This is a genomic window from Prevotella ihumii (genome assembly GCF_900155655.1).
Taxonomy (GTDB): domain Bacteria; phylum Bacteroidota; class Bacteroidia; order Bacteroidales; family Bacteroidaceae; genus Prevotella; species Prevotella ihumii.
The window spans coordinates 1,234,989-1,259,870 of record NZ_LT706987.1; the positions used below are offsets into that span (position 1 = coordinate 1,234,989).

Sequence of the window (24,882 nt, forward strand, 5' to 3'; positions counted from 1 at the left end):
AATAATCTCTATTATTAGTTCTGACCTGCGTCAGCAGCTGCAGCTGTTGTTTCAGGAGCATCAGCACCCTTAACAAAGTAGTAGCAACCATAAAGTGGATATGCCCAAAGGTTCTTGTTTTCCTTTGTAATATCCAACTTCTTAGCTGTTTCCAAGTAAGAGATAGCTTCGTTGTAAACCACATTGAACTGTTCTCTTGCTTCCTTTGTCAAGTTCTTCACTGCCATAACACGCTCTTGAGCCTTGTAGAACAAGCACTGACCAATAGAAGCATTGATAGCAATCTTTGCATTTTCGTCAGGAGCAATTGTCAAAGCCTTCTTCAAAGCATCAGCAGCTGCATCGTAGTTCTTCTTTTGACTCTCAAACTGACCTTTCATCACCAATGCGCCATAGCTATTAGGATTTTTTGCAAGCTGGTCTGCAATTACCTTTTCAGCCTTATCCATCATACCCAATGCGCTGTAAGTTGAGCTCAAAGAAGTAAGAATAGCTTCGTTTGATGGGTCTTCAGCATAGATAGCTTCGAGCTTCTTAGCATAAGCCAATGTATCTTCACGAGTCTGCAACTGTGAACCCAAGATAGCTAACTTCAAGTTTTGTGCATCCTTAGCACGTTCAGGGCTTTTCAAAGCATACTCAACAAACTTTTCTGCCTTTGGATACTCCTTAAATTGCAAAGCATAGATAGCTGCGAAGTAAGCTATTTCGTTCAAGTTCTGGTCTTTAGCTTTGTCAAAACTTGCAAACATAGGATAGTCAGCAGACTCTACGTATGTAGCCCAATACTTGTAAGCGTTTTGAATATCGTTTGCGCTCTGATAGAATACACCACCGTTAATCAAGTGACCACGAAGGTTGTACAACTGACCTACAACGTCAGCAAACTTAGGTTTTATTTTGCCCTTTCCGTTTGGCATATTGTCATACTTCACGAGTTCTGAACCTGCGCTGAATGCTTGTTCTACAGCTTGATAAAGTCCTTTTTCGTCAAATGGCTTTGAAGGTTCTTTACCCATTTGCTTTTGGGTTTCGTTTTCAAGCTGAATGCCCTGCTCATAGTTAACTTTCTTCATCGCCAACTCAAAAAGTCGGTTGTAAGCCTTTGCCTTTTCAGCGTTATTAGCAAGCTGAGATAGGTTTGACTGCAAAAGAGCTGAAGCCTCTGTGTAGTTTACAGCTTTCAAGATTGCCTTAAGCGGTTCGCTGTCGCCAGCAAATGCAGCCGATGTACTGAGTACCATCAATGCTGCGATAAACAATTTTTTCATTTTCAGTTATGTTTAAAATTTATAATCTACATTTTTTTAATTGCTGTCTTATGTAGTTAAAAACAATTTACTCAAACTCTACAGCTGGAGAGTTTTCTGCATTATTGCCTTCAGACTGATCGTCTTGTGGTTCATTGCCTTCGACATCGTCTGCTAATTCGTCTTCGTTCTCCTCCAAACTTGCTGCTTGAACCTTGCAAACCGATGCAATAACATCGTTCTTCTTAGCAAGATTGATGAGGCGAACACCTTGAGTAGCACGACCCATTACACGACATTCTGATACAGCCAAACGAATTACGATACCACTTTGATTGATAATCATAAGGTCGTTATCGTCTGTTACGTTCTTGATGGCAACCAATTTACCTGTCTTTTCAGTAATATTGAGGGTCTTCACACCCTTACCGCCACGATTGGTCAAGCGATAGTCTTCCACCAACGAGCGTTTTCCGTAGCCCTCTTCGGCAACAACCATAACTGTTTCGGTTGCAGCATCGTTTACAGCCACCATACCTACAACACCGTCTTCGCCATCGTCATCAAGACGCATACCACGAACACCCGTTGAAACACGTCCCATAGTACGAACTGCATCTTCGTGGAAACGACAAGCACGACCATTGCGATTGGCAATAATCAACTCGTTCTTACCATTGGTTAAACGAACATCTACTACCTCATCGCCTTCGTTAATATTGATAGCAATAACACCATTAGCACGTGGGCGAGAGTATGCACGGAGCGAAGTCTTCTTCACCAAACCTTGCTTAGTTACAAACACTACAAAGTGGCGATCGAGGAAGTCCTCATCTTCCAAGCCTTGAATACGGAGGAATGCATTTACGCTATCGTCAGGATCGAGTGCCAACATATTTTGTATAGCACGTCCCTTAGCGTTCTTGTCGCCTTCTGGTATATCGTAACACTTCATCCAGAAACAACGTCCCTTCTTTGTGAAGAACAACATTGTTTGGTGCATTGTAGCAGGATAGATAAACTCTGTAAAGTCTTTATCACGTGTGCGAGCCCCCTTAGAGCCTACGCCACCACGAGCCTGTTCCTTAAAGTCGGTCAACGGGGTGCGCTTAATATAGCCAAGGTGACTAATTGTAATTACAACAGGGTCGTTAGGATAGAAATCTTCTGCATTAAATTCGTGTTCGTCAGGAATAATTTCTGTACGGCGTTCATCACCATATTTCTCCTTCACCTCTTGCAATTCAGCCTTCATTACTTCCTTGCAACGCTCTGGATTATCAAGAATTTCCTGCAAATCTTTAATGGTCTGCATCAATTCTTCGTACTCTGCGTGCAACTGATCCATACGCAAACCCGTCAACTGTGAAAGGCGCATATCTACAATTGCCTTCGACTGCAATTCGTCAAGTTCGAAACGCTTTTCCAAGTTGGTTTGTGCTTCGGCAGGGGTCTTGCTTGCACGGATAATACGTACTACCTCGTCAATGTTATCGCAAGCTATGATAAGTCCTTCTAAGATGTGCGCACGTTCTTGTGCCTTACGCAAGTCGAACTGAGTACGACGAATGGTTACATCGTGACGATGCTCCACAAAATACTTGATGCACTCTTGAAGGCTAAGCAAGCGTGGACGACCATTAACCAAAGCAATGCAATTCACTGAGAATGAACTTTGCAAAGCTGTCATCTTAAACAACTTATTCAAGATGATATTGGCATTAGCATCGCGCTTTACATCTACCACGATACGCATACCCTGTCTACCTGTTTCATCGTTCACATTAGAAATACCCTCAAGGCGTCCTTCCTTTACAAGGTCTGCAATATATTCTATCAATTGTTGCTTGTTCACCCCATAAGGGATTTCGGTAACAACAATCTTATCGTGTGTTTCGCCACTTTCTATCTCAGCCCTCGCACGCATTACCACACGTCCACGACCTGTTTCGTAAGCGTCTTTCACACCTTGAAGGCCATATATATATGCACCTGTTGGGAAGTCGGGAGCAGGGATATACTGCATCAACTGTTCAACAGTGATTTCAGGATTGTCAATATAAGCACAACAACCATCAATTACTTCACTCAAATTGTGTGTAGGCATATTGGTAGCCATACCCACAGCAATACCATTACCACCATTTACCAAGAGGTTTGGAATTTTGGTAGGCATCACAGCAGGCTCTTTCAATGTATCATCGAAGTTGCTTACCATATCTACGGTTTCTTTCTCGATGTCGTCCATTACGTGCTCACCCATCTTAGCTAAGCGGCACTCGGTGTAACGCATCGCAGCTGGAGAGTCGCCATCAACCGAACCGAAGTTACCCTGACCGTCAACAAGCTTATAACGCATATTCCATTCCTGTCCCATACGCACCAATGCGCCATAAACAGAAGAGTCGCCGTGTGGGTGATACTTACCCAATACTTCACCAACGACACGTGCACACTTCTTATAAGGCTGGTTGCTAAAGTTACCAATACCACGCATACCGAAAAGAATACGGCGATGAACAGGTTTGAAACCATCACGAACATCAGGAAGCGCACGAGCCACGATTACCGACATAGAATAGTCGATATACGAGCTCTTCATCTCTTCCTCGATGTTGATTTTTAAGATACGGTCTTGATCAATTGTCTGATTTTCGTCCATTATATTTTGTATAATTTTAAATTTTCACCTCACTTACCCACAACCTAAAAACGCTTCAAAATTGCTTATAATGCCTTTTATTTTCGTTTTAAGCCGTTTTAAGGGTATTTCAAGGGTGTAAAATTACAAAATAAAATCCACAACCAAACAGCTTAAAACGAAAATATACACGTTTTTAAGGTTTATTATAGAGCACTTCTAAAATTAAAATAGAGATATACCATTCTTCCGCTCATATAACAAATAGCGTGCCAAAAAGTAAGTAAGGTAGTTGTGATTTAACATTTGGATTAGCAAAATAGAGATAGTTAATATTTCCAATATTTTACTCTAAATATCCAAATGTTGATATTTTAGAAATCAAAGTTCAACTTTAACAATGCAAGACATATATGTTTGAGGCGGTCAGAGTTGAACTTTCATCGTCTCAAAGTTCAACTTTGATGGCTTAAACATCATCAAAGGAGACTTTTCTTGTCCTACTATTCGTTTTTATAGTTTTATGTTTACGCTAATAGAAGTACTAACCTTTGCACATTTCGATAAATATTTCTATTTCTCGCTATATATCAAGCATTTACCCTTGCACACAAATTTAGCTGCTATTTGTGCAGAAAGGTACTATCGAACGTAAATACGAGAATTATAGAGGGTGAAATTAACATACCGAACAGCAAATGAGGAAAAGGAGAAGAAATAAGACGAAATATTCGTTGTACTAAAAAGAGGATAGTAAAACTAAAAGGTGTACCTTTGTAAAATAGAAAAGAGGGAACAAATATAGCGAATGTAAAATTATATAAAATTATGGTAATAGGAAACTTAGACGATGCTATGCGTTATTATGCTTTGCACCCACGTATGCGAGAGGTTTTTGAATACGTAGCACAGCATCAGTTTGATGAAGAAGAAAGTGGACGAATAGAGTTAGACGGAGCTAAGCTATTTATCAATTTAGATGAAGTGGAGTTAGAAGAAAAAGAGGCTCGCAAGATAGAGTTCCACAAGGCTTATATAGATGTACAAATACCCTTAAGTCAAGAAGAGGTGTTTGGTTGGTCGTCGCTCTCAACTTTGGGTATGCCCGACATAGCTTACGATGAGGGCAAGGATGTAGGCTTTTATTGCCAAGAGGCTGAAAAATATATAAGTGTAAAGCCTCAACAATTCATTGTATTCTTCCCCGAAGATGGTCACGCTCCACTTATAGGAAAAGGAAAGCAACGAAAACTAATTGCCAAAATCAAAATAGAGCAAGACTAAGGATAAACAAAAAAATAGCACGCTCTCTACAATGAAAATAGAAAGCGTGCTATTATAATAAGGTGAAAATTGGGACGTTTTACTTTCTCTCTATATTTGCTTCCAATCCTTCTATGTATTTACAAATTATGCCAATTCCCTTTTCGTTCTGTCCACCTTGAGGGATAATAAGGTCGGCAAAACGCTTTGTGGGCTCGATAAATTGTTCGTGCATAGGCTTCAGCACTTCCAAATATCTGTCTACAACCATTGAAACGGTGCGTCCACGTTCCACTATATCACGTTCTATATTGCGAATAAGACGCTCGTCAGAGTCGCAGTCGACAAATATTTTCAAGTCCATAATGTCACGCAACTTTTTATTGAGCAGCGTCATAATGCCTTCGATGATGATAACGGGCTTAGGTTCAACGTGAATAGTTTCGGGTAATCGGTTGCAAATGAGATAACTATAAGTGGGTTGCTCTATGGCTATACCATTGCGAAGGTCGTTCACTTGCTTGGTCAACAACTTCCAATCGAAAGCATCAGGGTGATCGAAGTTGATGGCACGGCGTTCCTCTTCGGTCATTTCCGTAGTATCGTTATAATACGAATCTAATGGCACTACTGCTACTTGATGAGGTGGAAGCGCAGCAGCCACTTTCTTTACCACTGTAGTCTTGCCCGAGCCTGTTCCGCCCGCTATACCTATTATAGTTACCTTATCGCTCATTTGCTTGCTTTATTTGGGTTTGAAGAAGGTATTAAACCTCGTCAATAATATTAATTTCGTGAAACATTTGCTTGTAGTATTCAGCCTTTTTCTCCACTTTCATTGGGTAAGCTCGGCTACTACTGGGTTGTCTATAAAGACGCAATACCCTACCTTCGAATTCGAACGTTGCATATTCGCCCATTTTAAGGTGGCGTGCATCTATGTTGTAATGGTCGGTAAAGACCTTAGTAGCCAATTGCCCTGCTGCTAATACAGCTTTGCAATGAGGCAAGGAGCGAAGCATACCATCTAAATCGGCAGGTTCTACTATTTCAAGGTCTTTATCTGAAGCCGTTCCCGTGGTACGACGGATACGCAAAGCTGTATCAAAGAGCGCTATACCTTTTTCTTTCAAGAAGGGCTTCAGCTTCTCTAAATGGTAAGTCTTGCGCTCTTGGTCTACAAAGTAAAACTTATCATTAAAGAAGATTAAACCAAAAATACGCCACATATCGTTCGTAAAATTGGGATAATACCACTCCATAGACCATCGCTTTGGTGCTGGCGGAAACGTACCAAGCATCAACAGCTTGGCATTTTCAGGCAACCAAGGTTCGAAAGGATGGGTTTCTATCTCCATTTATCGTTGTTCTTTAAGAAGATAGGTTACAACAGGAAGGTGGTCAGAGTAACCGTTGAGCCATACGCCACCTGCTGTGGTACGCTTGGTATTGCCTTTGTATTTGCCCGACTCTTGGAAGAGGTAATCGCGACGGAATATCTCGTGTTTCCAATACTTCAAAGAAGAAAAATCCTTAGCACCATTCTTGTTCAATAAGTTTGGAGTCATTACGATTTGGTCGAACAAGTTCCACTTACCTTGATATTGCAATGTGCCTTGTCCATTTTTAACAAGTGTGTTGTACCAAGGGTTATACATATCGCCTTCGCCTACCTCGTCAATGTTTGCCTTTGCAGAAAGACATTTCACCATACTTGCATTGGTTGGGTCGTCGTTCATATCGCCCATTACAAAGACCTTAACAGAAGGGTCTTCACGAAGGAGCGAATCTTTAAGTGCCTTCACTTGCTTGCCACCCAATTCACGATAGTAAGAACCTGCACCACGGCTTGGCCAGTGGCATACCACGATGGTAACGTGCTCGTTGGCTAAAGTTCCGCTTACGGTAAGGAAACCACGTGTGGCGTGCGACTTATCTTCTTCACGTTCGTAAACGTAAGGTACAAGTTTTGTATCACGTACGGTGAAAAGTTGAGGATTATAAAGCAAAGCGCAGTCGATGCCTCGCTTGTCTGGACCTTCTATGTGTACATACTTGTAACCACGAGCAGCAAGGGCGGGTTGTGCAACGAGGTCGTTCAAAACGTGGTCGTTTTCAACTTCTGCCAAGCCAATAACAGCACATCCAATATTAGGCAACACATCTGTACCCATCTCTGCCAATACACGTGACATATTCTTCAACTTGTTCTTATACTTCATTTCGTTCCACGTGTAAGAACCTGTTGGGGTAAACTCCTTATCGTTCTTACCTTCATCGTGGGTGTAATCGAACAAGTTTTCTTGATTGTAAAAGCCTACTGCATAAGCAGAATACTTCTTTTGAGCAGACAAAGCGTTGCTAAAAAGCAAGGCTGTAAAGAGAAAAAAAAGATACTTTTTCATTATAGTTTTTTGTTTATTATTATCCAGTTTTTTACCGTTAGTCACACTTTCCTAAAGCTTATAGATAAGTTATGATGGTGCAAATATCGTGAAATAATCCGAAAATAAAGCAAGATTAATGAAATTTATATCAATAAAAACTTTCTTTATTGAAATATATTTCGTTACTTTGCATTTATAAAGTGTAATTTAATATTAAATTTTTAACTATGCAGAATAAGCTGAAACTTGCTGTCTTAGCACTTTGTAGTTCTACAATGGTTATTGCGCAGAACACAAACACAGAGACAAAGCAGCAGGAACAAACGCCTAACGTGATAGACGAATCTGCCTTCACTATCACTGAGGCACAGTTAGGAGAGGATAACGACAGAAGTACAAATGTTACAATCCTAAATGCAAATAGCAATGTGTATGTCTCATCGGTAGGCTATCTCTATTCGCCTATGCGATACCGCTATCGTGCGTATAACGGGAAATATAACGAAGTTTATATTAATGGTGCGCCTGTAAACGATATGGAAAGCGGACAGTTTCGTTATTCGCTTGTAGGTGGATTGAACCAACAGACACGTAACGTAGACTTTGCTTTGCCTTTCGAGAACAACAACTTCTCTATGACAGGTATGGCTGGAAGTGGTAATTTCGACTTCCGCGCAGGTTCAATGCCTGGTGGACATCGCATCACACTTTCAGGTACAAATCGCAACTACACCATTCGTGGTATGTACACATACGGCAGTGGATTTAACAACAAAGGTTGGGCATTTGCAGCAAACCTAACTTACCGTTGGGCAAATCGTGGTTACGCTGAAGGAACATTCTACAATGCCTTGTCTTACTTCTTTGGTGTACAGAAGAAATGGAACAACGGACACTCGTTAAGCCTTTCTACTTGGGGTAACCCAACCGAGCGCTCATCGCAAGGAGCAAGTACCGATGAGGCTTATTGGTTGGCTAACGACCGCTATTACAATCCTTATTGGGGCTTTCAGAATGGTCATAAGCGCAACAGCCGTGTAGTAAACGACTTTGCTCCTGCAGCTATTATGACTTGGGATTGGGACATTAACAAGAAATTGAAGCTGACAACATCTCTATTTGGTAAATACTCTAAGTACAAGAGCACCAAGTTGAACTACAACAACAGCGATAATCCACAGCCAGACTATTGGAAGAATCTTCCAAGTAGCTATTATGATGTATGGAACGAAAACAATACTCGTTATCGCACAGCACAGGCTTTTGCTGATTGGAATACGGCTGTTCAGTGGTGGGGAAACAAGGAAAATCGCCAAATACAATGGGATAAGCTCTACTATGCGAACCGTCAAGCGGCTGCACAAGGTATGGATGCGCTCTACTATGTTCAGGCTAAGCACAATGATAACACCACTATAACATTGTCTTCAGCCCTTACCAATCATATTGACAAGAACAAGTTGTTCAACGTAGGCTTTATGCTTGGACAAAACTTTGGTCGCCATTATCAAACTATGGAAGACCTCTTGGGTGCAAAGAGTTTCCATAACATTAACACATACGCTATTGGTACATACGCTGCAAATGATCCTCGTATTCAGTACGACTTGAACACAATGGGCACACAAGGTTTAGGGGCATTGGTTTACGAAGGCGATAAGTTTGGTTTCGACTACAATTTGAATGTGCGTAATGCTAAAGTTTGGGCTAACTATGCTGAAACTTTCGGTAACCTACATTATATGTTTGCTGCCAAATTGGGTTACGACAATATGTACAGACACGGACATATGCGCAATGGTATGTTTGCAGACAACTCGTTTGGCAAGAGCCGCCACGCTGACTTCATTAGCGGTGGAGCTAAGTTTAATGGAACTATTACACTCGGAGGTGGCAATGTGGTTGCGCTTGGCTTAGGCTATGAGCATCGTGCACCACAGGTAAGCAATGCGTTTGTTTCACCTGAAATGAACAACGACTTCATTCAAAACTTGCGTAATGAACGTATCTTCTCAAGCCAACTTAGCTACCAATACTCAGGAAGTTGGCTTCGTGCAAACCTTAGCGCATACTACAATCATCTCACACACGTAACCGAATGGCAAAATTTCTACTTCGATGACGCCAACTCGTTTACTTATTTGAGTATGACCAATATGAAAAAAGACTACTATGGTGTAGAATTGGGTCTTGATTTCAAGATTACAAGTTTCCTCAACTTCAAGGCTTTGGGTACTTGGACAGAAGCTAAGAACATCAATAACGCCGACGCTGTATATATGAATTCTACAAAGAGTACATTTACAAAAGAGGTTGTTTACAATGAAGGAATGCACGAAAGTGGTACACCACTCTCAGCTTATAGCGGTATTTTAAGCTTCCATCAAAGCGGTTGGTTTATTGATTTGAGCGGAAACTATTACGACAGAATTTATCTCTCATATGCTCCAAGTCTCCGTTATGGCAGCACTTTGAAGACAATGGGTACAAAGTTTGGCGGTATAGACGCTGAAGGCAACTACACTCCATATGCACAAAGCGAAGGCAAAGGTGGCTTTATGCTTGACGCTTCTATCGGTAAGAACATTTACTTGAAACGTGGTAGCCTTTCTATCAACTTGATGTTGACCAACGTACTCAACAACCGTAACATCGTTACAGGTGGATACGAGCAAAGCCGAAGCAGCTACACTGTGAACTCAAGAACAGGTGAAGCGTCTGCACGCTCTTACGACTTCTATCGCAATCCTAAGAAGTACTATGCAAACGGCATCAATGGTATGCTCAATGTAGCTTATAAATTCTAAATCACGTACACAAAATATGAAGAATTTAAAATATATAATGATGGCAACCATCTGCGCCCTCTTTGCTTCGTGTATGGGCGACAGATATGCAGGAACTGACGAAAACGAGCCTGCGCCATACGGAAATAACAATTTAAAGGAAGAGAACGTCATCACGATAGCAGAGCTTAAAGACAAGTTTGCAACCGTTATCAACACCGATTATCGTAATGGTGTAAGCTATAAGCAAGTTACAGAAGACTTAAAGATAAAGGGTGTTGTAACCAGCTCAGATGTACAAGGCAATATCTATAATGAAATTGCTATACAGGACAAGACTGCTGCTATCATCATCTCGGTAGCACAAGGCGGTCTTTATGGTTATCTTCCTGTGGGCACAGAAATCCTTGTAGACCTAAAAGATCTCTATGTTGGGAACTATGGTTTACAAGCTCAGATAGGTGTACCATCGCAAAGTGCTAAGGGATCGACTTCGATTGGACGTATCAGCCGTGCAACTTGGGAAAAGCATTTCAAGATACTTTCATCAGGACACGCTGTTGAACCACAAGAGTTTGCAGTAGGTTCTACTCCTACAACTTGGGATTTAAGAAAAGATTGTGGCAAGTTGGGTATCATCAGAAACGTAACTTTTAAATCAAGTTCTAAGCCTGTTAATGGTACATTTGCAGATGCTTCAGGCAGCGCAGGTTCAATAGAATGGACCTTAGAAGAACAAGATGGCAGAAAGGTAGTAGTTTATAACAGCAATTTTGCCGACTTCGCAAATGCAAAAGTTCCAACAGGAAAGGTTGATATTATAGGTATTGTAAAGCGTTTCAACAACAAATGGGAATTTATTATCCGTACATTGGACGATGTAAAACCAGCCGTAAAGGCTAACCCTCTCGAAGGATTAGCAGGCACAGGCGAAGGAACACAAACCTCTCCATTTGATGTAACACGTGCATTGAGCCTTATCAACTCTGGCAAGGCTGATGGTGTAACAGAATACTATATAAAAGGCATCATCTCACAAATTGATGAAGTAGATGAAACTGGCAAGTACGGCAATGCTACTTATTACATCTCTGATAATGGCAAGACCGACAACCAGCTCCAAGTGTTCCGTGGTTACTATCTCAATGGCGACCATTTCACATCAAGAAGTCAGCTTGCTGAAGGAAAGAAAGTACTTATCGTGGGCAAACTCAAGCTCTATAATAACACTAATCCTGAAGTAGACAAGGGCAGCAAGATTATTACAATCAATTAATAACGAAAACTAAGAATAAACAGATATGAAGAAATTAATCAATTCAATATTTGTATTGGCAGTAGCAATATTCGGCTTTACAAGCTGTGAAGATGTACCAATGCCATACAATATGACCTTCGACGAGAATGGTAACAAGAGTAAAACACCCGACCTTATCGCAACAGGTACAGGTACGAAGGAAGACCCGTTTAACGTTGTAGCTGCACAAAACTATATTGCTAAAGGCGGTGATGCTACCAAAGAGGTATATGTAAAAGGTAAGTTTGTAAGCCTCAAGGAAATTGAGACTGCAACTTACGGCAACGCAAGCTATTACATTTCAGACGATGGCAAACCATCTAACCAGTTCCTTATCTATCGTGGTTACTTCTTGGGAGGCGAGAAATTCAAATCGAACGATCAACTTAAAGCAGGCGACGACCTCATCGTTTGTGGTAAGCTCATCAACTTTAATGGCACCAAGGAGATGGAGAAGAGCAATTACATCTACTCACTCAATGGTACAACTAAGGAGAAAGGTGGCAGCACAAGTGGTGGAACATCTACTGTAGCTCCAACAGGTGAAGGCACAGCAACATCGCCTTACAACGTAGCTAAGGCACAAGAAACCATCAAGACAGCAACCTTACCAACTGCAGAAGTATATGTTTCGGGTATCATCTCTGAAATCAAGAGCGTAGAAACAGAAAAATATGGTAGCGCAGAATACTACATTTCTGACGATGGCACAACCAACGGACAACTTTACGTATTCCACGGTAAATACTTAAACGGTAAAAAGTTTACATCAGCCGACCAAATCAAAAAAGGCGACAAGGTTATTGTAAAGGGTAAGTTGGACAACTATCAAGGCAAGTCTCCACAGATAGCATACGGCGCACTCGTTAGCATCAATAGCAATGGTGGTGGCACAGTTGCTCCTTCAAACGTAGGTCTTAACGTAACCTTCGATAAGAATATGGCAAACTTTACCATCGTCAACACCCAAGCCCTCCCAGCAGGTCTCGACCACGTATGGTACCACGATGCCAAGAACAAGCAAATGAAAGCTTCGGCATTCATCAAGCCTAACAATTTTGAAGCACACAGCCGCATCCTTTCACCTGTATTCAGCTTGAAGGGTTTGACTACAGCTACACTTACTTTCAACAATACTGTAAACTATCTCAAGACCTTGGCTTACACAGATGCGATTAAGGTTTTTGCATCAACCGATGCTACCAATTGGAAAGAACTTACCATCAATAACAAGGCAGCAGGTACAAACTGGACTTTTGTTGACTCAACTTGCGACTTGAAAGAATTTGCAGGTCAAGACAAAGTTTATCTTGCTTTCGAATACAATAGCACCTCGGCAGTAGCTCCAACTTGGGAGATTAAGAACGTTATTGTAAAGTAAAAAACTAACGTAAATATTTGGCAGGGTGCAGAATTATTCGTAATTTTGCACCCTGTTGGTAGGTATCTCTTAGGGTATTATACATAGGAGACACAACAAAAACGATATTTTAAATATTAACAAACATACAATTAAGTAAAATGAAACAAGGTATTCATCCAGAAAACTATCGCCCCGTCGTATTCAAAGATATGTCCAACGGCGATATGTTCCTTTCACAGTCTACTTGCAAAACTAACGACACAGTAGAGTTTGAAGGCGAAACTTACCCAGTGGTAAAAGTCGAAATCTCAAGCACCTCTCACCCATTCTATACAGGTAAGAGCAAGCTTGTGGATACAGCAGGTCGTGTTGACCGCTTCATGAACCGTTACGGTAAGTTGAAGAAGTAAAGACGATATACCCACAACATCATAAAGTGCGGTCAAGCGTAGTTGCATATGCGCTTGTCCGCACTTTTTTCATATAGCCAAAAGACTGCCTTTGGGGCAGAAAGACTAAATAACAACAACCCAAACGTGATTGTTGTCTATTCATTAAACCCAAATCGGTCATTAGCCCGCAAAGGCTTTTAAAAGCGTTTAGATGTTATGCTTTTCTTCGTCTTTGCACCTTATTTTGGTTCTTTTCGTTTGTTTTTCAGTTGTTTAGCTCGCTAAACGTCTTCAAAAACAACCAAAAATAGCTCAAAATAAGCGCGCAAATCTCGAAGAAGTCTAACGACCGATTTGGGTTAAAATCAGGATAATATGAAAATAAATAGATTAGCAGCAGCTTCAGTTGCCCTACTCTTCGCTACATCAGCAGCATTCATAGCTTGCAGCAAAGAGAACGAAGGCATAAACAACAAACAGGCCCAAGCACAAAACAATAGCAACTCTAACTTTAAGGAGACCAACCCAATAACTCATCGTGTAGAATTTCCACGTGTTAAGGGTGGGAAAAGCATCATCGTAACCCACACACTAAGCGACGGAGAAGTAAACTTCAGTTTAGAATGGGACGGAGAAAAGCGGTCGAACCGCTGGACTTGCTACCAACAATATGCAAGCAATAGCAAAACAAATACGGGTAGATGGCAAAACAAACAAAATCAATATCCGTCCGACCCTAAGATACCTTACACAATGGCTTTCAGTGATGACCATTTCTATGGTTCAGGTTACGACCACGGACACCTTTGCCCTTCTGCCGACCGATTGAACTCTAAAGAAGCCAACAGACAAACTTTCTTCATCAGCAATATGCAGCCACAACTGAAAAAATTCAACGGAAGCGATGCCAATGGAGGCATTTGGCTTACAATGGAGCACAAAATGCGAGCTGCACTCAATATCAACAGCAAGGACACAATGTTTGTTTGCCGTGGCGGAACTATCGATAAGGAAAACCAAATAAAAGAGCATCGCCGTGACGGGTTCATCGTACCTGGCTATTACTTCTCAACAGCCGTAATGAAATATTATGATGCTTATCGCAACAAGTGGGAATACAAAGCCATTGCCTTTTGGTTCGAACACAAAAACAACCAAGACAAGTCGCTCAAACCTTACGTAATAAGCATTGACGAATTGGAACAACTAACAGGTATCGACTTTTTCTGCAATCTGCCCGACGATATAGAAAACAAGATTGAGGCAGCCGACAAAGAAAGTATGATTAAGGTGTGGAACATTATATAATTATTGTTCTATTTTTCTTCACTCTACCTAACGTTTTTAAAACATCAATCTTTAAAAAGCAAAACATATATGTTTGGCGTTCCCAAAGTTCAACTTTGAGAGGGTAAAACATATATGTTTTAACGCTAAAAGATATATCTTTTACAACATCTTTATAACCTCCTTATTTACAAAGGGTTATAAAGACGTTTTTCGTATTTCTACCTTAATTCATATTTGGTCTATTCTTCCTTACATCATTTACCCAAAATCGGTCGTTAGACTTCTTCGAGATTTGCGAGCTTATTTTGAGCTATTTTTGGTTGTTTTTGAAGACGTTTAGCAAGCTAAACAACTGAAAAAAACAAACGAAAAGAGCCAAAATAAGGTGCAAAGACGAAGAAAAGCATAACAGCAAAACGCTTTAAAAAGCCTTTGCGGGCTAATGAGCGATTTGGGTTTACCCCACTTCACGTTTTGTCTCGTCTTTTCACCGAAGTTAATACCATAAAAACAACGCTCAAAAATATTTTTGTTGCATATAATTACAACAAAACAACCAACTTTTCGTTTATATATCATCAAACACTAATTCTTAACATAAAATGAAAAAACTATCATTATCCCTATTAGCCATCTTGATAATTGGCTTTGTTTTCGCAGCGTGTGACAGAGAACCAAAACTTACCCCTCAAGGAGAAAAAACTAAAGCATTGAACGATAAGTATCGCAATAAAATTGTAGGCAAATGGTATTATGAAGAACCAAATGACAACAAATATTTTGTTAAGATGTACAACTTCAAAGCCGATGGTAACTACGAATTTGAAGCAAGATGGTTCGCAAAAGATACCAAGACCGAAAACAAGAATGACACTCCACAACAATGGGTACAAACAAATGTATGCGAGAAGCACGGCAAATGGCAATTAAGATGGAATAAAGAGTATAATTGTCCAAGTTTAGAACTGAGAGATATTCAAGAAACAGGTGGCTCGGTGGTATTAATGACAATGTTTGAATATGTAAACGAAAACGAGTTGTGCATCGGGCCATTTGGCGATAAAGAGGCGGTATTGGACGTTTACACACACAACAAACCAAGTGTGTGGAAATAAGTTAGTTTAGGAGTTAGGAGGAGTTAAAAGCCAAAATGCTATATTGGGGTAGTTTTGTCAAATTAATCAATCAGGTCGGGACTTGTCGGACGAGTCAGACAAGTCAGACCTGTCCGACAAAACTATACCTCCTCATTATTACTCTTGCTAATTCTCACAAATCAAATGGGGTATTTTGGCTTTGACACCTCCTTTTGTTGTGAATTAAACCCAAGAAAAACACCAAAGTTACTTATTTTTGGCTATCTTTGCACCATATATACAAAATGAATATGGAAGCGGAAAAGAAATCGTTGATGGGAATGAACCTTATGGAACTGAAAGCAGTTGCCAAGGATTTAGGAATGCCTGCCTTTACAGGAGGTCAGATGGCTAAATGGCTCTATACACAGCACGTTACCTCTATTGACGAAATGACCAACATATCGAAAGCGAACAGAGAACGACTGAAGGAGGCGTACACCATAGGTTGCAAGGCGCATATTGATGCACAATACTCGAAGGACGGAACTATAAAGTATCTTTTCCCAACAGAGAACGGAAAGTTTGTTGAGTCGGTTTATATCCCCGATGAAGACCGTGCTACGCTTTGTGTATCGTCGCAAGTGGGCTGCAAGATGAATTGCTTGTTCTGCCAAACAGGTAAACAAGGATTTGAAGGAAGCCTCTCGGCAACCGACATTCTCAATCAGATATATTCGCTCCCCGAACGTGACAAACTTACCAATATCGTGTTTATGGGTCAGGGCGAACCAATGGACAACTACGAAAATGTGCTCCGCACCACACAGATAATGACTGCCGACTATGGTTATGCGTGGTCGCCAAAGCGTATTACAGTGAGTTCGATAGGCATAAAAACAAAACTGAAACGCTTTCTTGAAGAGAGCGATTGCCACGTGGCTATCAGTATGCACTCGCCTATTCCTGCAGAGCGAAAAGAGATAATGCCCGGCGAAAAGGCGATGTCGATTACCGAAATAGTAGACCTGCTTCGCAATTACGACTTCGCACACCAACGCCGTTTGTCGTTCGAATACATAGTGTTCAAGGGCGTAAACGACTCTGTAGAACACGCCAAGACCATAATCAACCTTGTAAAGGGTTTGGACTGCCGTTTCAATCTTATTCGTTTCCACACCATTCCTAACGTACCACTTCACGGAGTGGACGATAAGAAGATGGAAGAATTTAGAGACTATCTCACCTCGCACGGTGTGTTTACTACTATTCGTGCCAGCCGTGGACAAGACATTTTTGCAGCGTGCGGATTGCTTTCTACGGCTAAAAAGATAGCTGATGAAAGGGCTTAAAGGGGCGTTGTTTATCACCCTCATAGGACAATTGCTGTGTGTGGGCTGCAAAGAGAACGCACTCACACCAATGAGCTATGGGCACGCTTACGAAGCTATCGTGGTGGGTGATAAAGATAGTATGATTTATCAACTATTGTCCGAACCTATGGTAGGATTGCCACAAAGCGAGCCTACATTTGACGTAACGATGGTTTCGAAAGCTAACTTTAAAGCCGATAGCAGATTGGTACGCAATGTGGTGATAGTAGAAATTGACAAGCAAAAGCATAAGGCTGTGAATGTAAGTAGCAGACGCAATGTGTATGCTGCTCCACAGCTTATTCTCACCATAGATGCACCTTCTAAGGAGGCATTGCACAACTTCCTGATAAGCAATGGCAAAAAACTACGCAACTACCTTGTAAAAGAAGAGTTGCACCGAACACAAGTCCACTTGGCAAAGCATAGGAATGTGGAGGCTGAAGCAAAAATACGAAAGCTATTTGGCATAGATATACAAGTCCCCGTAGAGCTGCAGGCCAGCAAGGAAGGCAAAAACTTTCTTTGGCTCTCTAATAATGCAACATCGGGCGTTTCAAACCTCTGTTTGTACACCATCAACGAGGGAGATTTTCGCCAACAACGAGATAGCGTAATGCAACGAAACATCTTGGGTGAGCGCAATAATATGTACGTGCAGACAAGTGCTATCGTATCAACAAGCATCAATAAGGAAGTTTCGACTACCATTCGTGGACTTTGGGAAATGAAGAATGATGCTATGGGAGGACCATTCGTAGCATATATGCGAAAGCATAAACCGCTCTTGCAAAGGCACATACTTGTGGCAGAAGCCTTTGTATATGCACCCGAGAGCAAAAAACGCAACAAACTAAGGGCATTGGAAGCTGCGCTCTACACGTGGAAAGAGTAATATTTCTTATCACCCTAAGCCCCTCTTTAGCTCACTTGTCAGACCAGTCCGACCCGTCCGACTTGTCCGACAAAAAATAAATAAAGCAACAAAAAACAACATACAATGAACGAAAACAAAAAAATACGTGTAGCCATTACCCATGGCGACACCAACGGAATAGGATATGAACTGATATTTAAGACCTTTGCAGAGGAAACAATGTTCGACCTTTGCACACCTATTATATATGGTTCGCCAAAGGTAGCAGTTTACCACCGCAACGCATTGGATATAGAAGCCAACTTTACCATTATCAATAGCATTGATGAGGTAGAAGAAGGGCGAATAAACTTTATTCCTGTGTTCGATGAAGAAATAAAAGTAGACTTAGGTTATCCAACAGAAGAGTCGGGCAATGCAGGACTAAAAGCCATAAACCGAGCTTTGGAAGACTATCGTGCAGGCGGATTTGATGTATTGGTAACAGCTCCTATTGAGAACAATCCACAGTTTCACTTTAGCGGTCAGAGTCGATATATAGAAGACCATCTCTTAGCCGAAGAACAAGGACTATCTATGCTCATTAACGAGAAGATGCGCATAGCTCTCGTTACACGCAATTTGCCTTTGAAACAAGTAGTAGAATCGCTTTCGGTAGAGGACATAAAATCGAAGGGAATACAACTATGCAAGAGTATTCGCCGCGACTTCCGCATATCTAATCCACGCATTGCAGTGCTCGCCCTTAATCCAAAGGCTGGCGAAAATGGATTATTAGGTACAGAGGAACAAGACATTATCGCCCCTGCCATAGAGGCAATGGAGGCTGAAGGCGTACAGGCATTTGGACCATACGCTACAGATACATTCTTCGGGAGCAACGATTGGGAACAATTTGATGGTATTTTGGCAATGTACTACGACCAAGCGCTCACCCCTTTCCGTGCAATGACCATCGAAGCAGGCGTAAACTATTTAGCAGGGTTGCCATTGGTTCGCACAGCACCACAAACAACCGATACTTACCGAGGTGCTGGGCGAGGTGAGGTGGACGAAATGCCTATGCGCCACGCCATCTACTTGGCAATAGACGTGTTCCGCAATCGCATTACTTACGATGAACCAATGGAAAACCCATTGCAAAAGTTGTACAAAGAGCATCGTGACGACAGCGAAAAGGTGCGTTTCTCTATCCCCAAACGCCGTGAAGATAGAGCACCCAAGGGAGAATAACCAAATAAGCGAATGAAAAAGAAACACCAAAATATATTCTTTGTATTGGGGGTAGTACTATTGGCACTGATGGCAACCCAATTAAACTTTGCTGAAGTATGGGCAAATCTTCAGCGAGCAGGCTATTGGTTCTTTGCCGTTGTGGGCTTATGGTTCTTCCTCTATATGTTCAACACAGCTTCGTGGTACATCATCATAAAGAGTCAGGAAAAGACAGATGCAGACAAGAAGCACATATCCTTTTGGTGGCTCTATAAACTTAGTGTGTCTGGGTTTGCGCTCAACTATGCCACACCAGGAGGACTGATGGGGGGCGAGCCTTATCGCATAATGGAGCTAAGTCCACGCATTGGGGTGGAACGTGCTACATCATCGGTTCTGCTCTTCGTTATGACCCACATTTTCAGTCACTTTTGGTTTTGGTTATTTTCTATTCCTCTCTTTATTCTAACACAGCACGTCAGTGTTTTTATGGCAATTATGCTCTCCGTAGCTACCTGTGTGCTATTGTTGGCTATATGGTTTTTTCTTTCAGGGTATAAAAAAGGATTGGCAGTACGTGCAATGAAGCTTTTAGGATATATCCCTGGCGTACGCAATTGGGCTAAACGCTATATAGAAACCCACAAAGAACAATTAGAGAATATTGACAAACAAATAGCAGCCTTGCACAGTCAAGACCGTAAAACATTCTTTTCGGTAGTATTTATAGAGTGGCTTTGCCGTGTGTGCAGCGCATTAGAGGTGTTCTTCATCTTATTGGTATTAATGCCTTCGGTGAATTACCTGAACTGTATATTAATTATATCGTTCACTACCCTCTTTGCCAATATGCTTTTCTTTATGCCTTTGCAGTTGGGCGGTCGTGAAGGAGGCTTCCTTATGTCTATCACAGGATTAGGACTTACCACCAATGCAGGTATCTTTGTTGCTCTCTTGGTGCGAGTTCGCGAACTCATTTGGACAGCAATCGGTTTGCTCTTGATAAAGGTTTCGAGAAAGGAATAATTTGTTAAACTCTGCCAAAATAGCAGACAAATAGAAATAAATAGGTAAATTTGTCAGCAGAAATGAATAGTACAGAACTTCAACGCATAAAGCAACGTTACAATATAGTGGGCAATTGCGATGCACTTAATCGTGCATTAGATATTGCTTTACAGGTAGCTCCTACCGATCTTTCAGTACTCATAATTGGCGAAAGCGGTGTGGGTAAGGAAATTATACCACGTGTTATTCACGATAATTCTCCACGAAAGAGAGAAAAATACTTTGCTATCAATTGCGGTTCTATACCTGAAGGAACTATTGATAGCGAACTATTTGGGCACGAAAAAGGGGCATTTACAGGTGCAATAGGCGAAAGTGCTGGCTACTTCGGAACGGCAGATAAGGGTACAATCTTTTTAGATGAGGTGGGCGAACTGCCTATGGCTACCCAAGCTAAATTGCTCCGTGTGTTAGAGACAGGCGAATATATTAGAGTTGGTGGACAAGAAGTTCGCAAAACCGATGTGCGTATCGTGGCAGCAACCAATGTAAATATGCGCAAGGCAATAAGCGAAGGAAAATTTCGTGAAGACCTCTTCTATCGTCTCAATACCATTCCTATACAGATGCCTCCGTTGCGCGACCGTGGCGAAGACATTATTCTCTTGTTCCGTCTCTTTGCATTGCAAATGGCTGAAAAATACCATCTCCCAAAGGTTGTACTTACAGACGATGCGAAACAAATAATGCTCCATTACAAGTGGCCAGGTAACGTTCGCCAACTAAAGAACATCACAGAGCAGATGTCGGTATTGAGCGAACAACGTGAGATAACGGCCGAGATGCTTTCACAATTCATTCCACACGACCCAGACACCACTCAGCTGGCCATTATTCCAAGCGGTGGCAACCATAGTTATGAAAGCGAACGCGACCTATTGTACAAGATTTTATACGAATTGCGTGGCAATGTAAGCGATTTGCGCCGTGATTTGAATACTGTCAGAAAACAATTAGAAGAAACTCGTGCACTCAATGGAGCAAGAGGTTTTGAACCCTTACCAAAGGAAACAAGCGACACTTTGCCCGTGCCAACAAAGTCGGCTATCGCTCCAATACCTACACCCGAAAGCCATATAGAGTTTGCCGAGGCAGAAGAAATATCAGAATTTGAGACCTTAAACCTAAGCGATATTGGTCGCCAAATGGTGGAAAAGGCTTTAGAGCGCAATCACGGCAATCGTAAAAAGGCAGCATTAGAGTTAGGAATTAGCGACAGAACACTTTACAGACGAATTAAACAATATGGATTAGACAATGAAAAGTAAATTAAAATATATACACCTTATATATATCATGTCGCTTTTGTGCCTTGTTTCGTGCGCTGTAAGCTACAAATTTAATGGTGCAAGCATTGATTATACCAAGATAAAAACCATTCAGATAGCTGAATTTCCTATCCGCTCAGCATACGTTTGGGGACCAATGGGGCCGATGTTCAACAATGCAATGAAAGACATCTTTGCACGCAACACTCGATTGCAACAAGTAAAACGTAATGGAGATATGAAGATAGAAGGCGAAATTACGCAATATCAACAACGCAATAAGAGTGTTTCAAGCGAAGGATATTCAGCTCAAACAGAACTCTCGATGACAATTATGGTACGTTTCACAAATAATAAAAACCATAACGAAGACTTCGAACGCCAATTCACAGCTAATGCAACATACGATACAACACAGAGTTTAAACTCTGTTCAAGAGAAGTTGGTGGAACAAATGATAAAGGACCTTACCGAACAAGTATTCAATGCTACTGTGGCAAATTGGTAAAAAGAGCACAATATAAAGCATTAGAAAGCAATAAAAACAATTCGAAACACGCATTTGCACAACAAGAAAGATATGGATATAGCCCATTATTTTCAACACCCCGAAGACCTAAACAAGGAGACTCTATACGACCTCCGAAGCCTTCTTGCGCTCTACCCATACTATCAACCTGTGCGTGTATTGCTGCTCAAAAATCTCTTCCTTCTACACGACCCAACCTTTGACGAGGAATTGCGTCGTGCAGCGATTTATATCACCGACCGAAAAGTATTGTTCAATCTTGTTGAAGCAGCCCATTATCAATTGCACAACATAAAAGAATCAACAGCCAATGAGGTTGTAACAAACACAGAAAAAACTACAGAGAAGCCACCAAAGGCCGATCGTACAGTGTCGCTTATTGATAGTTTCTTAGAGCAGATACCCGAAGAAAAAAGCACTACTACCGAAGGAAAAAGAAAACCAACTCCAACCGATGCAACGGTAGACTACGTAGCTTACCTCTTGGAAGCAGAAAACAGCAAGAAAGAAGACGCTGTGCCTGAACTCAGAGGACAAAGTCTGATAGACGACTTTATCAACAAAGAAGGTGGTCGAATTACCCTACAAGAAGAAACAGAATACGAACCCGACTTGGAAGAGAGTAACGAAGTGGTAGAAGTAGACGATAATGGCTATTTCACAGAGACTTTAGCACGAATTTATATCAAACAAGGCAGATATTCTAAAGCTTTGGAAATAATTAAGCGATTAAATTTGGTATATCCGAAAAAAAATCGTTACTTTGCAGACCAAATCCGATTTTTGGAGAAACTGATAATAAATAATAACAAAAAATAGAACAAAAAAATGTATACCCTATTAGTAGCACTTATCGTTATTGCAGCCTTCGTTATGATTGGCGTAGTTCTTATTCAAGAATCTAAAGGTGGTGGTTTGGCATCAAACTTCTCATCATCTAACGCAATTATGGGTGTCCGCAAAACTACCGACTTTATAGAAAAGGTAACTTGGGGATGTGCTATCGTTATGGTATTGTTGAGCATTGGTTGCGCATACGTAGCTCCAACAGCCGTAACAGACCAAAGCGTTATCGAAAAAGCAGCAACAGAAGGAAGCACAACAAATCCTAACAACTTGCCTAACTTCGGTGCAAGCCAACAGAAGCAGTCTGCTCCAGCAGCACAAACAGCACCTACACAGAAGCCTGCTAAATAAAGATTTCTCGCAAAAAGTTCTGAATTTATTTGGTAGATTTAAATAAATTCAGTAACTTTGCACTCGCTTTCGGGAACGAAGCATATATGGTGGATGTAGTTCAGTTGGTTAGAGCGTCAGATTGTGGTTCTGAATGTCGTGGGTTCGAGTCCCATCTTCCACCCAAAAGAGCAAAGGAATTTCCAAACGGAAGTTCCTTTTTTTTCAAAATATATTGTTTTCAAATAGTTTTACTACACATTCAGTTCTCTTTTATTCTAAGTAGTGAATACTCTACTACATTTAGGGGAAACCCTATTACCAAATAGTAAAATATGTATCGTCCAAATATCAGTTTTTTCTTATCTTTGCCATAAAATAAAAAACATTTGCTATAGAATTACAAAAAATAGGAGATTAGAATATGAAGAAACTTACAACATTTTTTGTGGGATTGGCCATAATGGCTCTACCATTTTCATTTACAAGTTGTAGCGATGACGAACCTTACAGATATAACACGCCATCTTATTCAATAGTTGATGAGGCTGTACAAAACTACCACTACCTTTATCAAGGCGGCACAGACTATCTTACAGCTTATAACTTTTTCTTCTATTACTATCCAAATGCAACAGAAGCAGAGTTCCAAGCGTTTATGAATGCGATAGGAATGGGAAACAACTACGAACAAAATGCAACAGAAGCACTTGTACAAGAAGCTCAAGTACTGTCAGGAGAATGGGAAGGCGATATGATTTACCAATATGATGATGAGAACGCTACACGTCAACAACTATCATTTACGGCAAATATGAAATTCTTCCGTTATCAAAACTCTCAAAATCAATTGCGCGGTTATGGCGTAGAAACAGATACTGATAACGAAGGACATACACAAGCTTTAGACTTCTCTTGGTTCATCAATAATTCAGGCGACATCATTATCAAGTACAAAAAGAGTGGAAAAGAATTTAAGATGGACATTAGCTCTAAGAACCAAGGCTTTTTCCTTGGTTACGATCAAGAGCGTGGATACGATGTATTCTATGGTTACGGCTTAGGGACAAACTGTACAGATGCTTTCTATATTGATTTGTCTCGTCAAGCTACAAACTATGCAAAGGGAATGACACGTGCTACAACCTATAAGGGCGCATTAGCAGGAAAGTCGTTTGGTAATGCTACATCAAATAAGATAAACAAGTTGAAAGCTAAGGCTGTAAACAAGTTACACATCAGATAGAAGCAAGTAAACTAAGCACAAGATACAAAAAGTCTGTAATCAACACTTATAACAACCCGCTATCCAATGGAGAAATCCATTAGATAGCGGGTTGTTATTTTTTATATTGAGCTCTTCCCATCAATTAGTTCTATATTTCTTATTATTGCTGTCCGGTAAAACGTAAGCATCCAATATTAGCCGACTTTCACACCAACAAATAACGTAAGCATCCAATATTAGCCGCCTTTCACACCAACAAATAACCCTTATATGTCTGGCAGCATATAAGGGTTATTTGTTATTTGAAGTTTGAAGGTAGCATTTTCGTGAGTTCCTCCTCCGTCATGTCGAGCAGGGGCTTTGAAAGGATTTCCTTCATCCATTTGTATGGCTCTATGTCTGC

The 24,882-nt window shown here is 41.0% G+C and carries 21 protein-coding genes and 1 tRNA gene; 17 read left to right on the forward strand and 5 right to left on the reverse strand.

The features are described from left to right. Positions 1-14: 14 nt before the first annotated feature. Both CZ367_RS05795 and gyrA read right to left on the reverse strand, forming a co-directional pair. Positions 15-1,271 (reverse strand): hypothetical protein, encoded by a 1,257-nt coding sequence (locus tag CZ367_RS05795; protein ID WP_077196009.1) that lies wholly within the window; start codon positions 1,269-1,271, stop codon positions 15-17. A 67-nt stretch (positions 1,272-1,338) separates the two neighbouring features. Next, positions 1,339-3,912, reverse strand: coding sequence for a DNA gyrase subunit A (gene gyrA / locus CZ367_RS05800; RefSeq protein ID WP_077196010.1), 2,574 nt, complete (start codon positions 3,910-3,912; stop codon positions 1,339-1,341). A gap of 807 nt (positions 3,913-4,719) precedes the next feature. Here gyrA and CZ367_RS05805 point away from each other — a divergent pair. After that, on the forward strand, positions 4,720-5,175 hold the full coding sequence (locus CZ367_RS05805) for a NanQ anomerase/TabA/YiaL family protein (RefSeq protein ID WP_077196011.1): 456 nt from the start codon (positions 4,720-4,722) through the stop codon (positions 5,173-5,175). Positions 5,176-5,254: 79 nt separating this feature from the next. On the opposite strand, the gene udk is transcribed toward CZ367_RS05805, so the two are convergent. From udk to CZ367_RS05820, 3 genes are read right to left on the reverse strand one after another with little or no spacing between them, the layout of a single operon-like run. Next, positions 5,255-5,890 (reverse strand): uridine kinase, encoded by a 636-nt coding sequence (udk, locus tag CZ367_RS05810; RefSeq protein WP_077196012.1) that lies wholly within the window; start codon positions 5,888-5,890, stop codon positions 5,255-5,257. 31 nt (positions 5,891-5,921) lie between these two features. Beyond that, positions 5,922-6,512, reverse strand: coding sequence for a uracil-DNA glycosylase family protein (locus CZ367_RS05815; RefSeq protein ID WP_077196013.1), 591 nt, complete (start codon positions 6,510-6,512; stop codon positions 5,922-5,924). Next, complete coding sequence (locus tag CZ367_RS05820) at positions 6,513-7,559, reverse strand: endonuclease/exonuclease/phosphatase family protein (protein WP_077197377.1); 1,047 nt, start codon at positions 7,557-7,559, stop codon at positions 6,513-6,515. It lies immediately after the preceding gene. Between the two features lie 209 nt (positions 7,560-7,768). On the opposite strand from CZ367_RS05820, the gene CZ367_RS05825 reads away from it, so the two are divergent. The 16 genes from CZ367_RS05825 (at position 7,769) to CZ367_RS05900 (ending at position 24,497) form a co-directional block, all read left to right on the forward strand. After that, positions 7,769-10,348 carry a TonB-dependent receptor gene (locus tag CZ367_RS05825; protein ID WP_077196014.1) on the forward strand — a complete coding sequence of 860 codons (2,580 nt, stop codon included), beginning with the start codon at positions 7,769-7,771 and terminating at the stop codon, positions 10,346-10,348. A gap of 16 nt (positions 10,349-10,364) precedes the next feature. After that, positions 10,365-11,603 (forward strand): DUF5689 domain-containing protein, encoded by a 1,239-nt coding sequence (locus tag CZ367_RS05830; RefSeq protein ID WP_077196015.1) that lies wholly within the window; start codon positions 10,365-10,367, stop codon positions 11,601-11,603. Positions 11,604-11,628: 25 nt separating this feature from the next. Further along, entirely contained in the window at positions 11,629-13,005 is a 1,377-nt protein-coding gene (locus CZ367_RS05835) for a choice-of-anchor J domain-containing protein (protein WP_077196016.1), read from the forward strand. Between the two features lie 140 nt (positions 13,006-13,145). After that, positions 13,146-13,397, forward strand: coding sequence for a type B 50S ribosomal protein L31 (locus CZ367_RS05840; RefSeq protein ID WP_077196017.1), 252 nt, complete (start codon positions 13,146-13,148; stop codon positions 13,395-13,397). Positions 13,398-13,754: 357 nt separating this feature from the next. Next, positions 13,755-14,687 carry a DNA/RNA non-specific endonuclease gene (locus CZ367_RS05845; RefSeq protein WP_077196018.1) on the forward strand — a complete coding sequence of 311 codons (933 nt, stop codon included), beginning with the start codon at positions 13,755-13,757 and terminating at the stop codon, positions 14,685-14,687. 584 nt (positions 14,688-15,271) lie between these two features. Next, a complete protein-coding gene (locus tag CZ367_RS05850) occupies positions 15,272-15,784 on the forward strand; it encodes a hypothetical protein (protein ID WP_144005942.1) in 513 nt (170 codons plus the stop codon). 272 nt (positions 15,785-16,056) lie between these two features. Next, entirely contained in the window at positions 16,057-17,097 is a 1,041-nt protein-coding gene (gene rlmN / locus CZ367_RS05855; protein WP_077197378.1) for a dual-specificity RNA methyltransferase RlmN, read from the forward strand. After that, positions 17,084-18,013: a DUF4837 family protein gene (locus CZ367_RS05860; RefSeq protein WP_077196020.1), complete on the forward strand. Its 930-nt coding sequence runs from the start codon at positions 17,084-17,086 to the stop codon at positions 18,011-18,013. Before rlmN ends, CZ367_RS05860 begins: the two co-directional genes overlap by 14 nt. Before the next feature lie 105 nt (positions 18,014-18,118). Next, on the forward strand, positions 18,119-19,228 hold the full coding sequence (locus tag CZ367_RS05865; protein WP_077196021.1) for a PdxA family dehydrogenase: 1,110 nt from the start codon (positions 18,119-18,121) through the stop codon (positions 19,226-19,228). Positions 19,229-19,240: 12 nt separating this feature from the next. Beyond that, the gene (locus CZ367_RS05870) at positions 19,241-20,236 is read left to right on the forward strand and encodes a lysylphosphatidylglycerol synthase transmembrane domain-containing protein (RefSeq protein WP_077196022.1); all 996 of its coding nucleotides are present in this window, start codon (positions 19,241-19,243) and stop codon (positions 20,234-20,236) included. 62 nt (positions 20,237-20,298) lie between these two features. Beyond that, on the forward strand, positions 20,299-21,546 hold the full coding sequence (locus tag CZ367_RS05875; RefSeq protein WP_077196023.1) for a sigma-54 interaction domain-containing protein: 1,248 nt from the start codon (positions 20,299-20,301) through the stop codon (positions 21,544-21,546). Further along, entirely contained in the window at positions 21,536-22,054 is a 519-nt protein-coding gene (locus tag CZ367_RS05880) for an LptE family protein (RefSeq protein WP_077196024.1), read from the forward strand. Before CZ367_RS05875 ends, CZ367_RS05880 begins: the two co-directional genes overlap by 11 nt. 72 nt (positions 22,055-22,126) lie before the next feature. Continuing rightward, a complete protein-coding gene (locus CZ367_RS05885; RefSeq protein ID WP_077196025.1) occupies positions 22,127-22,894 on the forward strand; it encodes a tetratricopeptide repeat protein in 768 nt (255 codons plus the stop codon). Positions 22,895-22,903: 9 nt separating this feature from the next. Next, on the forward strand, positions 22,904-23,272 hold the full coding sequence (secG, locus tag CZ367_RS05890) for a preprotein translocase subunit SecG (RefSeq protein ID WP_077196026.1): 369 nt from the start codon (positions 22,904-22,906) through the stop codon (positions 23,270-23,272). Between the two features lie 88 nt (positions 23,273-23,360). Continuing rightward, positions 23,361-23,436, forward strand: a tRNA-His gene (locus CZ367_RS05895). Between the two features lie 239 nt (positions 23,437-23,675). Continuing rightward, on the forward strand, positions 23,676-24,497 hold the full coding sequence (locus CZ367_RS05900; RefSeq protein ID WP_077196027.1) for a hypothetical protein: 822 nt from the start codon (positions 23,676-23,678) through the stop codon (positions 24,495-24,497). The last annotated feature ends 385 nt before the right edge of the window (positions 24,498-24,882 follow it).

What these genes read in the sequence shown, in the direction of transcription:
- rlmN (WP_077197378.1), top strand. Translation starts at nt 16,057, where the DNA reads ATGGAAGCGGAAAAGAAATCGTTGATGGGAATGAACCTTATGGAACTG.
- CZ367_RS05840 (WP_077196017.1), top strand. Translation starts at nt 13,146, where the DNA reads ATGAAACAAGGTATTCATCCAGAAAACTATCGCCCCGTCGTATTCAAA.
- udk (WP_077196012.1), bottom strand. Translation starts at nt 5,890, where the DNA reads ATGAGCGATAAGGTAACTATAATAGGTATAGCGGGCGGAACAGGCTCG.
- CZ367_RS05870 (WP_077196022.1), top strand. Translation starts at nt 19,241, where the DNA reads ATGAAAAAGAAACACCAAAATATATTCTTTGTATTGGGGGTAGTACTA.
- CZ367_RS05885 (WP_077196025.1), top strand. Translation starts at nt 22,127, where the DNA reads ATGGATATAGCCCATTATTTTCAACACCCCGAAGACCTAAACAAGGAG.
- CZ367_RS05860 (WP_077196020.1), top strand. Translation starts at nt 17,084, where the DNA reads ATGAAAGGGCTTAAAGGGGCGTTGTTTATCACCCTCATAGGACAATTG.
- CZ367_RS05865 (WP_077196021.1), top strand. Translation starts at nt 18,119, where the DNA reads ATGAACGAAAACAAAAAAATACGTGTAGCCATTACCCATGGCGACACC.
- CZ367_RS05820 (WP_077197377.1), bottom strand. Translation starts at nt 7,559, where the DNA reads ATGAAAAAGTATCTTTTTTTTCTCTTTACAGCCTTGCTTTTTAGCAAC.
- CZ367_RS05825 (WP_077196014.1), top strand. Translation starts at nt 7,769, where the DNA reads ATGCAGAATAAGCTGAAACTTGCTGTCTTAGCACTTTGTAGTTCTACA.
- CZ367_RS05805 (WP_077196011.1), top strand. Translation starts at nt 4,720, where the DNA reads ATGGTAATAGGAAACTTAGACGATGCTATGCGTTATTATGCTTTGCAC.
- secG (WP_077196026.1), top strand. Translation starts at nt 22,904, where the DNA reads ATGTATACCCTATTAGTAGCACTTATCGTTATTGCAGCCTTCGTTATG.
- CZ367_RS05900 (WP_077196027.1), top strand. Translation starts at nt 23,676, where the DNA reads ATGAAGAAACTTACAACATTTTTTGTGGGATTGGCCATAATGGCTCTA.
- CZ367_RS05795 (WP_077196009.1), bottom strand. Translation starts at nt 1,271, where the DNA reads ATGAAAAAATTGTTTATCGCAGCATTGATGGTACTCAGTACATCGGCT.
- CZ367_RS05835 (WP_077196016.1), top strand. Translation starts at nt 11,629, where the DNA reads ATGAAGAAATTAATCAATTCAATATTTGTATTGGCAGTAGCAATATTC.
- CZ367_RS05880 (WP_077196024.1), top strand. Translation starts at nt 21,536, where the DNA reads ATGAAAAGTAAATTAAAATATATACACCTTATATATATCATGTCGCTT.
- CZ367_RS05830 (WP_077196015.1), top strand. Translation starts at nt 10,365, where the DNA reads ATGAAGAATTTAAAATATATAATGATGGCAACCATCTGCGCCCTCTTT.
- CZ367_RS05815 (WP_077196013.1), bottom strand. Translation starts at nt 6,512, where the DNA reads ATGGAGATAGAAACCCATCCTTTCGAACCTTGGTTGCCTGAAAATGCC.
- gyrA (WP_077196010.1), bottom strand. Translation starts at nt 3,912, where the DNA reads ATGGACGAAAATCAGACAATTGATCAAGACCGTATCTTAAAAATCAAC.
- CZ367_RS05850 (WP_144005942.1), top strand. Translation starts at nt 15,272, where the DNA reads ATGAAAAAACTATCATTATCCCTATTAGCCATCTTGATAATTGGCTTT.
- CZ367_RS05845 (WP_077196018.1), top strand. Translation starts at nt 13,755, where the DNA reads ATGAAAATAAATAGATTAGCAGCAGCTTCAGTTGCCCTACTCTTCGCT.
- CZ367_RS05875 (WP_077196023.1), top strand. Translation starts at nt 20,299, where the DNA reads ATGAATAGTACAGAACTTCAACGCATAAAGCAACGTTACAATATAGTG.